Source organism: Acinetobacter rongchengensis, assembly GCF_003611475.1.
Taxonomy (GTDB): Bacteria; Pseudomonadota; Gammaproteobacteria; order Pseudomonadales; family Moraxellaceae; genus Acinetobacter; species Acinetobacter rongchengensis.
Genome location: NZ_RAXT01000006.1, coordinates 37,550 through 51,183, shown reverse-complemented (window position 1 = coordinate 51,183; position 13,634 = coordinate 37,550). Strand labels below are relative to the sequence as shown.

Below are 13,634 nucleotides of genomic sequence, written 5' to 3'. Positions count from 1 at the left end.
GGAATGACCATGAGTATTCAAGTTAAAAATATTGAAAAAAACTTCGGTGCATTCCATGCACTAAAAAACATCTCTTTAGATTTTCCAGATGGTCAATTGGTTGCACTACTTGGCCCATCAGGTTGTGGTAAAACGACGCTATTACGTATTATTGCGGGTTTAGAATCTGCAGACCGTGGACAAGTGATTCTTGAAGGAACGGATGCAACTCAAGTGCATGTACGTGAGCGTCAAGTTGGCTTTGTATTTCAACATTATGCTTTGTTCCGTCATATGACTGTCTATGACAATGTTGCATTTGGTTTACGAGTACGCCCGCGTGCTACCCGCCCGAATGAAGCAGAGATTAAGAAACGTGTTACCCGTTTACTGGATCTAGTCCAACTGGGTTTTTTGGCAGATCGTTATCCTGCACAGCTTTCAGGTGGACAACGTCAACGTATCGCACTTGCACGTGCTTTAGCTGTTGAACCACGCGTTCTACTTTTAGATGAACCTTTTGGCGCACTGGATGCCAAAGTTCGTAAAGAACTGCGCCGTTGGTTACGTACACTTCATGACGAACTCCATATCACTTCTATTTTCGTAACACATGACCAAGAAGAAGCGCTTGAAGTTGCCGATCAGATTGTGGTGATGAATAAAGGCGATATTGAACAAATTGGTTCACCTCGTGAAGTTTATGAAAAACCAGCCACTCCGTTTGTATTTGACTTTTTAGGTCAAGCCAATCGTTTCGAGGGTGAAAATCACCAAGGTATTATTCAAATTGGTGAGGATCGTATTCAATTACCATCAGCGAGAAATACAGCAGATGGTAAAATCATTGCTTTTGCTCGCCCAAATGAGCTAAAAATTCATGCTCAACCGACTGAAAATGCGATTCAAGCCACTTTCTTACGTGAAGTTTGGATTGCAGGCAAAGTCATGGCAGAATTACAAGATCGTCAAGGTCAACTGATTGAAATTGCTTTAAATCCTGAAGAAGCAAAATTACATCAATTTAGACCAAATCAAACTGTTTGGGTGAGTGCATCTACACTTCACCTATTTGAAAATCAAGTCGCATAAACGACGATAGGATGAGCCTTTCACCGCTCATCCGCCATTGAGGTAACGAGCAAAATGAACTTTCAGCAATTACGCATTATCCGAGAAACAGTTCGTCAAAATTATAATTTAACAGAAGCTTCTGCGGCACTTTACACCTCACAATCAGGTGTAAGTAAACATATTAAAGACTTGGAAGATGAGTTAGGTGTACAACTGTTTGTACGTAAAGGTAAACGGCTATTGGGTTTAACTGAACCAGGACAATCGTTACTGAGTATTGTTGAACGTATGCTGATTGACGCTGAAAATATTAAACGTCTTGCGGATGATTTTAACAAGGTTGATGAGGGGACATTAACCATTGCGACAACCCATACTCAAGCACGTTATGTATTACCCCCTATCGTCAATTTATTCAAAAAAGCTTTTCCCAAAGTTCATCTTATTTTGCAACAAGCCAGCCCTGTTGAAATTTCTGAAATGTTGCTTTTAGGTCTTGCAGATATTGGTATTGCGACAGAATCTTTAACGACTGAAGATAACTTGGGTAGTGTGCCATTTTATAATTGGAAACATAGTATTATTACGCCACAAGACCATCCGCTGACTAAAATTGATCCAAAAGAGATCACCTTAGAAGAGCTTGCTGAATACCCGATTATCACCTACCACGGCGGTTTTACAGGACGTTCAAAGATCGATAAAGCATTTGAAGAAGCCCATCTTGATGTTGATATTGTCATGTCTGCACTAGATGCAGACGTCATCAAAACCTATGTTGAACTCGGTATGGGTGTGGGGATTGTCAATGACGTAGCTTATGACTTAGAACGTGACCATCGTTTAAAACAAATCAATACCGATATTTTTGGTTTAAACACCACATGGATTGCTGTCCGCAAAGGTCATTTACTTCGTGGTTATGGTTATGAATTTATTTCACTCTGCTCACCTGAGGCAGATATAAAAGCATTAAAGAAAATTGCTTACCCTGATGACTAGTTTAATAGTTTCTCTTAATAATTTTTATTTAACTTTTTAGTAAAAATTTAAAATAAGGGGTATTTACCCCTTATTTTTATAAATACATAATAAAACTCGCTGTTTTAATTGACAAAAAAATATAGAAAAGATCAAATGTAGAAAAATTAGCCATCTTGTTTAATTCTTCATTTTTCAGTTTATTTATGATCGAATTCAATAAATAGTCAAAAATGACCAAGCAAATTGATTATTGATTTGGGAGGATTTATGAAAATACCCGTATTGAGTGTAGCACTGAGCAGTGGCTTTATTCCTATTTTCAGCCATGCTGCAGCAATAGAAAAATCTGACCAATCTATTTTACCCTTTTTAGAATCAAATCATTATGTAGAGCTTTCATATGCTGAATTATATGCCGATGTATCAGGTCGGGTTCAAAATCAGCAACAATTACAACAAATAGGTGTACAAAACTTTTCTACTGGCAACTTGGTCGATAACTATTATTTCACCAATGTAGCAGCCAAATTTCAAATCCATCCACAGTTATCCTTTGGTGTAATATACGATCAACCTTATGGTGTAGATCTTAATTATGATTACCACCCTCAATCCATGCTCGGTAAGCAAACCATTGAATCTACAAATTTAAAGCTTAAGAGTGAAAGTATTTCAATGCTTGTGGGATACCAACCGACTTTAAATTGGAATCTGTATACGGGTGCTGTTTACCAACAATTTGAAGGAGATCTAGATGTTTTTGGCCCAAGTTATTCTGTTATGAGTGGTTATCAAGCTAACTTTAAACAAAGCTCAGGTCATGGTTGGTTAGCGGGTTTAAGCTATCAAATTCCAGAATATGCTTTAAAAACTGCAATCACCTATCGTTCTAAAATTACTCACCAATCCACTGTAAGTGAAAGTATTTTCGATCAAGCTTTAAATATTGTTCCTGCTGCAAAAACACAATTAACAACACCTCAATCGGTAAATTTAGATATTCAGACAGGGTTAACCCAAAAAAATGTACTGTATAGCAACCTCAGATGGGTCAATTGGAAAGATTTTGAAATTCAACCACACCAGTTTGGAGCTGTCGTTGATTTAGTGGAGCAACAATACCCTGATTTGTTCAAACCATTTAATTTAATTGATTACAATAACGATCAATGGTCTGCGAAATTGGGACTTGCCCATGTTTTTAATGATCAATGGGTGAGCTTAACAGATTTGTCTTGGGATTCTGGCAGTGGTAATCCAGCCAGTACACTCAATCCATCTGATGGTTTTTATGGATTTGGCTTGGGGGCATTATATAAATTTCATAAACAAGGTTTTGTTTCTTATGGCTTAAAATATTTCAAGTTTAATAAAGCTGAAGTCAAAAAACTCGATACAAGCAATCCGATCACTCAAAATGGAACTTTATCAGCTGTTTCAAATAACAATGCTTTTGCGCACGGCATCAAAATTGGCTATCATTTTTGATGTAAATCAAACAGCACAGCCTATTTTCTTTATCTGAATGCTCTATTCAACAAATAAAAAACGAGCCTAAGCTCGTTTTTTATTTGTTTCTTTAAACAATTACCAATGGTAGCTTACGCCTACTTTACCTACTGGTAACCATTGATATTTGTCATCATTGCTTACTTTGTATTCTAAACGTTCAGCAGCATAATCACCTGAAGCCGTACCACCAACTTCTTGTAATCCAGTTGCGTTTAAATTAGCGTTTGGATTACCAGTGTAGTATGCGCCAACTTCACCAAATACACCCCAGTTTTTATTGATTTTAGGTGCAAAACCAAAACCTAAGTATGGAGCAATTTGATTGTCATAATCAACAGTTCCGTCGATGCTGCCTTGACCTGTTGGAGCGTAGTAGTTTTTACCATCAATTTTGAGTGTGTCATTTGTATTGTTTAAAGATTTTTTCAAATCATATTTACTATCAACATAACCTACACCAGCTGCAACATATAGACCTTGTGCCCAAACATTTTGGCTCGCACCCCAAGGACGAATCTCAGCATTTAAATAGGTCAAGTTGTTGTCCATATCCATGTCATATTTAGTGCCATCGATAGATAAGTCATCTGACCAAGAAATGTCGCCACCATTATAACCTAGTGCTAAACCTACATACGGGTTTGCAGTCCAAAGTAATGCACCACCGTAACCTGTAGTACCCACTTCCAAACGTGCACCAGTAGGAATCAATTGATTAGCTTCAAATACATTGCCTTGATGAACAACAGTTTCATCTGCCATTGCAAAAGTAGAAGCTGAGAATGCTGCTGCAAGCGCAACTAATTTTAACACTTTCATTTATATCTCCTCAAAAAATAGAGTTTGTTCTTTAATCGTTCATATGTGTTTTGACTCAAATGGATCATATTTTATTTGCTCTCCACAATTAATAGCTAAATTGATAGGTTTTTGTTATTTTTTGATACAAATGAGTATGAATTGTTGTTTTTAAACAAGTTGACTTTACATGAATCTGAGCGATTAGTTCTTTTGGCTTATATTCTTTTAAAGTTTAAGATTAGTTTTTCCGATTGAAACTAGATTTTGTCTCTAATCTAGACCTGATTTAGTGTAGAATCTTTAAAAATTTTTTGGGAAGGAAGATTATGTCTCAGCTTTCAACGATCATTGAACAAGCGTTTGAAAATCGTGCCAACTTTACTGCAGCGGATTGTCCAGCAGAAGTTCGCCAAGCTGTTGAAGAAGCCATTGCTGGTTTAGATAATGGTACACTTCGTGTAGCTGAAAAAATTGATGGTGAATGGATCGTTCATCAATGGTTGAAAAAAGCAGTGTTGTTATCATTTAAACTTAATGACAACAAACCTATCGAGTCATGCGATCTTCAATTCTATGATAAAGTAGATACTAAATTTACGGGTTGGACAGATGCTCAATTTAAAGCCGCTGGTGTACGTGTAGTACCACCTGCCGTTGCTCGTAAAGGTAGCTTCCAAGCGAAAAATGTGGTGTTAATGCCATCTTATGTCAATATTGGTGCATACGTAGATGAAGGCACAATGGTTGATACATGGGCAACAGTTGGTTCATGCGCGCAAATTGGTAAAAATGTTCACCTTTCTGGTGGTGTAGGCATTGGTGGTGTACTTGAACCACTTCAAGCAAATCCAACCATTATCGAAGACAACTGCTTCATCGGTGCACGTTCTGAAATCGTTGAAGGCGTGATTGTTGAAGAAGGTTCTGTAATTTCAATGGGCGTCTTTATTGGTCAATCGACTAAGATTTATGACCGTGCAACGGGCGAAGTTCACTACGGCCGTGTACCAGCGGGTTCTGTTGTAGTTGCGGGTAGCCTACCTTCTAAGTGCGGCACTTACAGCCTTTATGCTGCAATTATCGTGAAAAAAGTAGATGCACAAACACGTTCTAAAACCAGTTTGAACGAACTTCTTCGCGACGACTAATTTTCACTATTTATACGGAACGTACATTGTTCCTCATCTCTACGCTCAGTCATGAGCGTAGAGATTTTTCATTTTTGTAAACTGCGGTCAATGTTATGAATTCTCTCCGATCCTCGACTATTCCTGTTTCTGATCCGTCTGCGGGGTTACGTATTACGGAGATTTTCTATTCTCTACAAGGCGAAGCCAATGCAGCAGGATTACCTACTGTATTTATTCGATTAACAGGTTGTCCACTACGTTGTACTTACTGCGACACAACTTACTCTTTTGAAGGTGGTGAACGTCAATCTTTGGATCAAATTATTCAAACAACTTTAGATTACAAAACCCCTTATATTTGTGTGACAGGTGGCGAACCGCTTGCGCAACCGAATGCATTACCATTAATGCAACGTTTAGCAGATTTGGGCTGTCAAGTTTCTTTAGAAACCAGTGGTGCTTTAGATGTATCTAAAGTTGACCCTCGTGTTTCAAAAGTATTGGACTTGAAAACCCCCACTTCGGGCGAAGTTGAACGCAACTTAATCAGCAATTTAGATCACTTAACTCAGCATGACCAAATCAAATTTGTCATTTGTAATCGTGAAGACTACGAATGGTCTAAACAGCAAGTTGAACAATATGTTTTGCATGACAAAGTCAGTACAGTATGGTTTTCGCCTGCTTTTGCCGTAGAAAAAGGTGCAGTTCATTTACCACAACTTGCACGTGATTTGGCTCAATGGATTTTAGACGACCACCTCCCTGTTCGCTTCCAACTACAATTACATAAATTGTTATGGAATGATGAAACAGGTCGTTAATTTCCTCACTATCTTAACTATCCTAATTTTATAAATTTTTTGGAGACTGTGAATATGCGCCCTCGTGCCATTGTCTTATTATCTGGCGGTTTAGACTCAACGACTTGTTTGGCTTGGGCGCAAGCAAACTATGAATGTATTGCCCTAAGTTTTATGTATGGTCAACGTTCAACCACCGAACTTGATGCGGCTCGCGCATTGACTAAACGTGCGGGTGTTGAACATCGTGTGATTAATATTGATTTGGGTAACTTAGGTGGTTCTGCACTTACAGATCATAACATTGATGTCCCTGATCATGAAACTGATGGTATTCCTGTAACTTATGTTCCAGCACGTAACACCATTTTCCTCTCTTATGCACTCGCTGCAGCTGAAGTTTTTGACGCTCAGGCAATCGTCATTGGGATCAATGCTGTTGATTATTCAGGATATCCTGACTGTCGACCAGAGTTTATTGAAGCTTTTGCCAATATGGCACGTCTTGCAACAAAAGTGGGCGTAGAAGGAAAACCGCTGAAATTTGAAACACCTCTGTTACATTTATCCAAAGCGAATATAATACGCTTAGGCTTGGAACATGGCGTAGACTATAGCCAAACGGTTTCATGCTACCAAGCAGATGACCAAGGACGTGCATGTGGTAAATGTGATAGCTGTCGTCTTCGCAAGGAAGGCTTTATGGATGCAGGTGTCGCAGATCCAACACGTTATATTGCGTAATAACAAGGTACAGTTTATGAAAAACTTAAAATCAGGTCTTCTTCTTTCTTCAATGTTTTCAATTGCTGCAATGATGGGTTCTACTGCTCAAGCTGCTGAAGCAAACCCACTTCAACAAGCTTATAAAAGTACAAATGTAAAATCTGCATTGATCAATGTTTGTAAAACTGAAACTGCAAAGGGTGGAAAGTTAACAAGCGCTGAAGTAAGTAAGTTCTGTTCATGCCAAATTGATGCTCAAGGTAAAGTAACAGAAGCCCAAAAATGGGAAATTCAAAGCGCTGTAAACCAAAAGAAAAACCCATCTAGTTTAGCTTTTGTACAACAACAAAATGCTGCACTTAAAGCATGTTTTGGTCCACAACTTACTGGTAAGTTAGAAACACTGACCCAAGCGGCAATGAAAGCAGCGCAAGCGAAAAAATAATTTAATTGTTTGTATGAAAGCCTGCATTATGCAGGCTTTTTTATCACTATTTTTAAATAGCATCTGGTTTTAAATAGCATCTAGGAAATTATGCAAGCTTCATGGAATAACAATCTCTTAGAAGGACAAAATTTCGTTGCCTCTTATAGTGGTGGCAAAGATAGTAGTCTCGCACTCTATTATGCAATGCAACATTCAAAACCTGTTGCATTGATGGTGATGCTTGAAGAACAAGGTTTAAGATCACGTTCACATGCCATGCCCTTAGAGATTATTGATGCACAAGCTGCTGCAATAGGAATTCCTATTCTCAAAGGTTCAGCCACATGGTCTAACTACGAAGCTACTTTCTTAGATTTACTTGTTCAAGCTAGACAATTAGGCGCTGAAACCTTACTCACTGGTGATATCGACCTGACTGCACATGCTGAATGGAATCAGTCTGTTTGTGAGCGTAGTAACTTAAAGCTATGCATGCCACTTTGGCAAAAACCACGGCTAGAAATCGTACACGAGCTTATCACCCTTGGATTTCAATGTATGATCGTGACTGTCAACCTCAATCTTGGAATGCATGTTGAAGATTTAGGGCGAATTTTAACCCTTGATTATGTAGAAGAATTATTGTCACGCAAGATTGACCCATGTGGTGAGGCTGGGGAATTTCACACCACTGTGATTGATGCACCTATTTTTAAAAAACCACTTTTGCTCAACAAAGGTGATATTCTATTTCACGAAAATTATGCCTTTTTAACACTTGAATTAAAACATGATGAACATTAAGGATGAAAAATGACTGAATCCATTCAACTTCCAAATCAGACTTTTCCGACTACAACGGGTGAAATTAATCTAACTCAACTTACAACAGATTGGTTGGTTTTATATTTTTACCCTAAAGACTCTACACCTGGTTGTACCACTCAGGCTGTGGGCTTCTCTTGTTTAAAGGATCAGTTTGACGCTTTGCATTCAACTGTAATTGGTGTATCACGTGATTCCGTAAAAGCACATCAAAACTTTACTGAAAAACAAGCACTGACCATCAATTTAATCAGCGACAAAGAAGAAGTATTGTGTAAACACTTCGATGTGATTAAAGAAAAAAATATGTATGGTAAAAAAGTCATGGGCATCGAACGCTCAACATTTATTTATCATCATGGTCAGTTAGTTAAAGAATACCGTAAAGTAAAAGCGGCAGGTCATGCTGAACAAGTTTTAGAAGACTTAAAAACACTTCAAGCAGGTTAATTTTTCCTGCATGAAATTAAATCAAAAGCCAATAGGCTTTTGATTTATGTCTTTAAATATACCGCTGATAGAATGAGCTAATTTAGAAACAATTTAAACAGCCTTAGATAATCTTAAACGATCAATGAAGTCGCAATGCCCCACATCACTAAACCAATAATAAAATCTAGAATTTTCCAAGATTTCGCACTTCTAAAAATAGGTAATAAGAACCGCGCACCAAAACCTAAAGCAAAAAAGAAAATCCAAGAAGCGGTGATTGCACCCAAAGCAAACTGAAGTTTAGCATGTTCAAATTGTGTAGAAATAGAACCAATTAAAACCACTGTATCCAAATAAACATGCGGGTTTAACCATGTTAAAGCCAAACAGATCAACACCATTTTTAACAGTTTGGATTCATCTTTTTCACTTGGCAATAAATGAGTTGTTGCCGTGAATGCTTTATAAAAATGCTGCGCACCATAAAAGAATAAAAACGTTGCCCCTAAATACTTCGCCCATTCCACCAATTCAGGATTGGTTTGCATGATTTTAGAAAAGCCAAGAACGCCCATTAAAATCAGAATCGAATCAGAAGCAATGCACACCATACAAATCCAAAAAACATATTGTTTTTTTAGCCCCTGTTTAAGTACAAAAGCGTTCTGCGCACCAATCGCCATGATGAGACTCATTCCAATGGCAAAACCTTGCATATAACTTTGTAACATGACGAAACTTCACTTTTAATTGATTTAGAGGATTGTGCTATTATCCAAATTAAATCGATTAAATGAGTATTTCTAAATAAATATTAATTTAACTAAGTTTTTCTTAGTTTATTGAGGTTTTAATCATCAAGTTTTGCACTATTTCACATTCATCTTCTTTTAACTGGATTGATGCCAATGCTACAAAGTAAACACAGTGAAGCTTTTCTGGCTGTTGCAGAAACAGGGAGTTTTGAATTGGCAGCCGCACGTTTAAATATCACGGCTTCAGCAGTGACCTTGCGATTGCAAACTTTAGAAAAACAGCTCGGACAAGTGCTGATCATTCGAGAAAGACCCTGTAAAGTCACGCAATCTGGTCAAGAAGTTTTACTTTTTTTACAACATCACCGCTTGATGGAGCAAAACTTAATTCAAAACTTACAGGGACAACGTTCAAATTCTCAATTTTTTAAACTGAACATTGCATCAAATGCAGACTCGTTGGCGACATGGTTATTAAGCAGTATCCAAAAAACATTAATTCAAGAAAAAATTATTATTGATCTAAAAATTGATGATCAATCGCAAACACATCACTTACTTGAAGCAGGTTTAGTTAATGCCTGTATTTCAACAGAATCGATTCCAATGAAAGGATGTGAGGCTACACTTCTCGGTAAAATGTCGTATCGCATGGTGGCAACACCACAATTCATTCAACATTACTTTCAACACGGTATACATAGAAATGCACTAAGAAACACACCGACTGTAATTTTTAATGATAAAGATCATGTGCATATACAAACCATACAACAAATATATGGTTTAACTGCCAATATGTATCCATGCCACTTTATTCCATCTTCAACCGCATTTGTTGAGGCCATTCTACTCAACCTCGGTTATGGCATGGTGCCTGATTTACAGGTAAAAAAAGAATTAGCCAATGGAAAATTAGTTGAAATCATGCCTGAAGCAAGACTTGAACTTGAGTTGTATTGGCACCACTGGAAGCAACAATCAATTCAATTAGAATGTTTAACAAAAACCCTGATTGAACAAACTCAATCTCTACTCAATTAAAGCAATGACCAAATAACATTTGATGATTATTGATTGAGTTTTTCAATTTCAAACACAAGCTCAACCCATTAGATTTAGAATTTTAAATCGTACTAAAGATTTGATTTATCATGCGTTTCATATTTATGTTTTAATTGCTGATAAGTCTCTGTTTGTTGAAATTTTTCTAAAAATTCAGCAGTACCTAGTGGAAATTCCGCTTGTCGAATTTCACCCCGATAGTAAGCTTCGCGTAATGGCGTTGCCGAAATCGCCCCTACTAGACTTGCTAACTCAACCATTTTCCATTCAGGGAAAAGTTGTAAATAATAAGATGAATCATCTTTAAAATGCCCAATCAAACCGACTTGATCTTCTGTTTTAACCACACCTTCTACCAATGATTTAACCAATTTCACCCATTTAACATCATCATAAACATCAATAACATGTACGAAGCGAATACGTTTTTGATCTGCTTCTGAGAAATTAGACAAAATCATTTGCTCACGTTCTTTTGCAAGGAACGGATTCTTAGTATTACGCTCATTCTGTGCCGAGCCTAATGCCAAAATGACGTAGTGGCTTTGTTGTAGCGCTATTTTAATCGTTTGCATGTGCGCCAAATGAAATGGTTGAAAGCGACCAATGTAAACGAGATAATCAAAAATATATTTCATAGTAGATCTAACTTTTTTGAACTGACCAGTTTGTGTCGAATTTTGAATTATGCGACATAATGCAGATCATAGAGTTCAATTAATTTCTAAAGCAAGGATAGTACGATGACACTTAGTTGTATTCAACAACCACATGAACATTTGAATGCGAATTTAGACAATGGCGTACTGACTTTAGCCATTAACCGACCAAAGGCGAAAAATGCTTTATACGGTGAACTTTATCTATGGATCGCTAAAGCTTTTGATGAAGCAGATCAAGATAAAGATGTACGCGTTGTTATTTTGCGTGGTGAAGATGCAGACTTCAGTGCGGGCAATGACATGCAAGATTTTATGGCTTTTATTCAAACACCGCTGCAAGGTAAAGAAGGAGATGCACCTCCTTTTGTTGTTTTAAAAGCAGCAGCTCGCCTGTCTAAACCGTTAATCTGTGCGGTTCGTGGTGTTGCGATTGGCATTGGTGTAACGATTTTGCTTCATGCAGATCTAGTATATAGTGACAATACTGCCCTGTTCCAAATTCCGTTTGTAAGCTTAGGGCTTTCTCCTGAAGGTGCTTCGAGCAAATTACTGATCCAACAAGCGGGTTATCACAAAGCAGCAGAATTATTGCTCACTGCTCAAAAATTTAACAGTGAAAAAGCGCTCAATGCAGGTATCGTCAATAGCATTGAAGAAGATGTTTATGCGCACGCTTTAAAACAAGCGCAAACTTTAGCAGCTTTACCACTTGCGTCATTAAAACAAACCAAAGCTTTGATGAAACATAATCTACAAGAAATTGTTGATTGTATTGATGATGAAGCTGTTATCTTTATGCAACGTGTAAAATCACCAGAAATGGCGGAAGCTGTTGCAGCATTTATGCAAAAGCGCAAACCTGATTTTGCCCAATTTAACTAATTGTTGAATTGAAAATAACAGACCACTTAGCAATCAACACGAAGGCTAAGTGGTTTTTTAGTTTAAAGTAGACCCTATTTTTATTAGAATGAGAGAATGACAATGTCACAAGATGCTCAACCTAAAAAACGTTATTTTGAAGCAGCTCCACAAGATATCGATGTTGATAACTTTAGAAAGGTGATTGAAAGTCGCCGATCTGTACGTAAATTTACAGACAAACCCATTCCCGCTGAAACCTTAGATGCCTGTTTAGACTTAGCTTTGCTGGCACCAAACTCGTCTAATTTACAGCCGTGGACATTTTATGTGGTTCAATCACAACCTAAAAAGAAACGTTTAGTGAAAGCGTGTCTAAACCAGTTTGCTGCAAGAACTGCCGCTGAACTGATTGTTTGTATTGCACGTACTGACCGTATCGATGAAATGGCTGAAAATAATATCAATGAATTTCCTTTTCCTGAAATCCCGCCATTAGTTAAAAAATATTACCGCTTTATTCCGTATAACTATAAAACAGGCTATTTCAATGCCCTAGGTAACTTTAAGAAAGTTGCATTTAAGGTCGCACGTCAGTTTGATAAACAACTCCCTGTAACAGCGTATACACCTGCTGATGCCAAACTTTGGGCGACTAAGACCACCGCTTTGGCATGTGAAAATTTAGTATTGGCTTTACGTGCTTATGGTTTTGACAGTTGCATGATGGAAGGTTTTGATGAACCGATGGTTCGCAAGATCTTGAATTTAAATGCAGATGAATATCCCGTCATGGTCATTGCTGCTGGTGAACGAGCTGAAGATGGTGTTTTCTATCCACAGTATCGTTTTGATCGTAAACTATTTATTCAAAAAGTTTAATTTTATAAAATTCCCTCTCTTCTCAGGAGAGGGGTAGGGAGAGCTTCATAATTCCCTCTCCTCTCAGGAGATATCTAGAGAGAGCTTCATAATTCCCTCTCCTCTCAGGAGAGATCTAGGGAGAGCTTCAATTCCCTCTCCTCTCAGGAGATATCTAGAGAGAGCTTCATAATTCCCTCTCCTCTCAGGAGAGATCTAGGGAGAGCTTCATAATTCCCTCTCCTCTTAGGAGAGGGTTAGGGAGAGCTTCAATTCCCTCTCCTCTCAAGAGAAGGTTAAGGAGAGCTTCAATTCCCTCTCCTCTCAGGAGAGGGTTAGGGAGAGGTACAAAAACCTTCATTTCAGAAAATGGTCAGGGAGAGATCAAAAATCATCACCTCCGAAGAAACCTAAGAAAGATCAATAATTTGAATAAGCTCAAAAGCAGGCTCTTCATAAGGATGACTTGCCTTTAAAGCTTTTGCGACTTGTACAGCCTTTTCTTTAGGAACAATGGTTTCTACACGCCATTCAGGGAGTTGTTCTAAAGTATCCAATTCTCCAATAAATGGGTTTGCACCTTTTACAGGTTTAAATTGCCCTATCCCTAACACTTGCCAAGCACAGTGTTCATAGTGACCAATACCACCAGCTCCTGCTTCAAAAACAGCAAGTTTGGTTGATTCTAAGTGTGATTCAGGGACGTAATAGATGAGTTTGAGCATTTTAATCATTCA

The 13,634-nt window shown here is 37.8% G+C and carries 16 protein-coding genes; 12 read left to right on the top strand and 4 right to left on the bottom strand.

The features are described 5' to 3' along the window. The first annotated feature begins 9 nt into the window (after positions 1-9). The 3 genes from D7V20_RS05245 (at position 10) to D7V20_RS05235 (ending at position 3,525) form a co-directional block, all read left to right on the top strand. Positions 10-1,071: a sulfate/molybdate ABC transporter ATP-binding protein gene (locus tag D7V20_RS05245; RefSeq protein WP_120383269.1), complete on the top strand. Its 1,062-nt coding sequence runs from the start codon at positions 10-12 to the stop codon at positions 1,069-1,071. 54 nt (positions 1,072-1,125) lie between these two features. Beyond that, positions 1,126-2,055: a CysB family HTH-type transcriptional regulator gene (locus D7V20_RS05240; protein ID WP_120383268.1), complete on the top strand. Its 930-nt coding sequence runs from the start codon at positions 1,126-1,128 to the stop codon at positions 2,053-2,055. Between the two features lie 249 nt (positions 2,056-2,304). Beyond that, entirely contained in the window at positions 2,305-3,525 is a 1,221-nt protein-coding gene (locus tag D7V20_RS05235; RefSeq protein ID WP_120383267.1) for an outer membrane protein transport protein, read from the top strand. A 99-nt stretch (positions 3,526-3,624) separates the two neighbouring features. On the opposite strand, the gene carO is transcribed toward D7V20_RS05235, so the two are convergent. Then, positions 3,625-4,368 carry an ornithine uptake porin CarO gene (gene carO / locus D7V20_RS05230; protein WP_120383266.1) on the bottom strand — a complete coding sequence of 248 codons (744 nt, stop codon included), beginning with the start codon at positions 4,366-4,368 and terminating at the stop codon, positions 3,625-3,627. A gap of 308 nt (positions 4,369-4,676) precedes the next feature. On the opposite strand from carO, the gene dapD reads away from it, so the two are divergent. The 6 genes from dapD (at position 4,677) to D7V20_RS05200 (ending at position 8,711) form a co-directional block, all read left to right on the top strand. Next, entirely contained in the window at positions 4,677-5,498 is an 822-nt protein-coding gene (dapD, locus tag D7V20_RS05225) for a 2,3,4,5-tetrahydropyridine-2,6-dicarboxylate N-succinyltransferase (protein WP_120383265.1), read from the top strand. Positions 5,499-5,593: 95 nt separating this feature from the next. Continuing rightward, positions 5,594-6,304: a 7-carboxy-7-deazaguanine synthase QueE gene (queE, locus tag D7V20_RS05220; protein ID WP_120383264.1), complete on the top strand. Its 711-nt coding sequence runs from the start codon at positions 5,594-5,596 to the stop codon at positions 6,302-6,304. A 54-nt stretch (positions 6,305-6,358) separates the two neighbouring features. Beyond that, complete coding sequence (gene queC / locus D7V20_RS05215) at positions 6,359-7,027, top strand: 7-cyano-7-deazaguanine synthase QueC (RefSeq protein ID WP_120383263.1); 669 nt, start codon at positions 6,359-6,361, stop codon at positions 7,025-7,027. 16 nt (positions 7,028-7,043) lie between these two features. Then, complete coding sequence (locus tag D7V20_RS05210) at positions 7,044-7,454, top strand: hypothetical protein (protein WP_120383262.1); 411 nt, start codon at positions 7,044-7,046, stop codon at positions 7,452-7,454. A 90-nt stretch (positions 7,455-7,544) separates the two neighbouring features. Beyond that, complete coding sequence (locus D7V20_RS05205; RefSeq protein WP_120383261.1) at positions 7,545-8,240, top strand: Dph6-related ATP pyrophosphatase; 696 nt, start codon at positions 7,545-7,547, stop codon at positions 8,238-8,240. Between the two features lie 9 nt (positions 8,241-8,249). Further along, positions 8,250-8,711 carry a peroxiredoxin gene (locus D7V20_RS05200; protein WP_120383260.1) on the top strand — a complete coding sequence of 154 codons (462 nt, stop codon included), beginning with the start codon at positions 8,250-8,252 and terminating at the stop codon, positions 8,709-8,711. Between the two features lie 113 nt (positions 8,712-8,824). Here D7V20_RS05200 and D7V20_RS05195 read toward each other — a convergent pair whose 3' ends face one another. Continuing rightward, positions 8,825-9,424 carry a LysE/ArgO family amino acid transporter gene (locus D7V20_RS05195; protein ID WP_120383259.1) on the bottom strand — a complete coding sequence of 200 codons (600 nt, stop codon included), beginning with the start codon at positions 9,422-9,424 and terminating at the stop codon, positions 8,825-8,827. Positions 9,425-9,601: 177 nt separating this feature from the next. Between D7V20_RS05195 and D7V20_RS05190 the strand changes: the two genes are divergently transcribed. After that, positions 9,602-10,492 (top strand): LysR family transcriptional regulator ArgP, encoded by an 891-nt coding sequence (locus D7V20_RS05190; RefSeq protein ID WP_120383258.1) that lies wholly within the window; start codon positions 9,602-9,604, stop codon positions 10,490-10,492. A 92-nt stretch (positions 10,493-10,584) separates the two neighbouring features. Here the strand turns inward: D7V20_RS05190 and D7V20_RS05185 are convergent, their stop codons facing one another. After that, on the bottom strand, positions 10,585-11,151 hold the full coding sequence (locus D7V20_RS05185) for a nicotinate-nicotinamide nucleotide adenylyltransferase (protein WP_120383257.1): 567 nt from the start codon (positions 11,149-11,151) through the stop codon (positions 10,585-10,587). A 105-nt stretch (positions 11,152-11,256) separates the two neighbouring features. Here D7V20_RS05185 and D7V20_RS05180 point away from each other — a divergent pair, with 105 nt between their 5' ends. Together D7V20_RS05180 and D7V20_RS05175 are read left to right on the top strand one after the other, a co-directional pair. Beyond that, positions 11,257-12,057 (top strand): enoyl-CoA hydratase, encoded by an 801-nt coding sequence (locus D7V20_RS05180; RefSeq protein WP_120383256.1) that lies wholly within the window; start codon positions 11,257-11,259, stop codon positions 12,055-12,057. Between the two features lie 102 nt (positions 12,058-12,159). Continuing rightward, positions 12,160-12,918: a nitroreductase family protein gene (locus tag D7V20_RS05175; protein WP_120383255.1), complete on the top strand. Its 759-nt coding sequence runs from the start codon at positions 12,160-12,162 to the stop codon at positions 12,916-12,918. A gap of 389 nt (positions 12,919-13,307) precedes the next feature. Here the strand turns inward: D7V20_RS05175 and D7V20_RS05170 are convergent, their stop codons facing one another. After that, the gene (locus D7V20_RS05170; protein WP_120383337.1) at positions 13,308-13,622 is read right to left on the bottom strand and encodes an NGG1p interacting factor NIF3; all 315 of its coding nucleotides are present in this window, start codon (positions 13,620-13,622) and stop codon (positions 13,308-13,310) included. Positions 13,623-13,634: the final 12 nt, after the last annotated feature.

What these genes read in the sequence shown, in the direction of transcription:
- D7V20_RS05205 (WP_120383261.1), top strand. Translation starts at nt 7,545, where the DNA reads ATGCAAGCTTCATGGAATAACAATCTCTTAGAAGGACAAAATTTCGTT.
- dapD (WP_120383265.1), top strand. Translation starts at nt 4,677, where the DNA reads ATGTCTCAGCTTTCAACGATCATTGAACAAGCGTTTGAAAATCGTGCC.
- D7V20_RS05200 (WP_120383260.1), top strand. Translation starts at nt 8,250, where the DNA reads ATGACTGAATCCATTCAACTTCCAAATCAGACTTTTCCGACTACAACG.
- queC (WP_120383263.1), top strand. Translation starts at nt 6,359, where the DNA reads ATGCGCCCTCGTGCCATTGTCTTATTATCTGGCGGTTTAGACTCAACG.
- D7V20_RS05190 (WP_120383258.1), top strand. Translation starts at nt 9,602, where the DNA reads ATGCTACAAAGTAAACACAGTGAAGCTTTTCTGGCTGTTGCAGAAACA.
- queE (WP_120383264.1), top strand. Translation starts at nt 5,594, where the DNA reads ATGAATTCTCTCCGATCCTCGACTATTCCTGTTTCTGATCCGTCTGCG.
- D7V20_RS05170 (WP_120383337.1), bottom strand. Translation starts at nt 13,622, where the DNA reads ATGCTCAAACTCATCTATTACGTCCCTGAATCACACTTAGAATCAACC.
- carO (WP_120383266.1), bottom strand. Translation starts at nt 4,368, where the DNA reads ATGAAAGTGTTAAAATTAGTTGCGCTTGCAGCAGCATTCTCAGCTTCT.
- D7V20_RS05240 (WP_120383268.1), top strand. Translation starts at nt 1,126, where the DNA reads ATGAACTTTCAGCAATTACGCATTATCCGAGAAACAGTTCGTCAAAAT.
- D7V20_RS05210 (WP_120383262.1), top strand. Translation starts at nt 7,044, where the DNA reads ATGAAAAACTTAAAATCAGGTCTTCTTCTTTCTTCAATGTTTTCAATT.
- D7V20_RS05175 (WP_120383255.1), top strand. Translation starts at nt 12,160, where the DNA reads ATGTCACAAGATGCTCAACCTAAAAAACGTTATTTTGAAGCAGCTCCA.
- D7V20_RS05235 (WP_120383267.1), top strand. Translation starts at nt 2,305, where the DNA reads ATGAAAATACCCGTATTGAGTGTAGCACTGAGCAGTGGCTTTATTCCT.
- D7V20_RS05185 (WP_120383257.1), bottom strand. Translation starts at nt 11,151, where the DNA reads ATGAAATATATTTTTGATTATCTCGTTTACATTGGTCGCTTTCAACCA.
- D7V20_RS05245 (WP_120383269.1), top strand. Translation starts at nt 10, where the DNA reads ATGAGTATTCAAGTTAAAAATATTGAAAAAAACTTCGGTGCATTCCAT.
- D7V20_RS05180 (WP_120383256.1), top strand. Translation starts at nt 11,257, where the DNA reads ATGACACTTAGTTGTATTCAACAACCACATGAACATTTGAATGCGAAT.
- D7V20_RS05195 (WP_120383259.1), bottom strand. Translation starts at nt 9,424, where the DNA reads ATGTTACAAAGTTATATGCAAGGTTTTGCCATTGGAATGAGTCTCATC.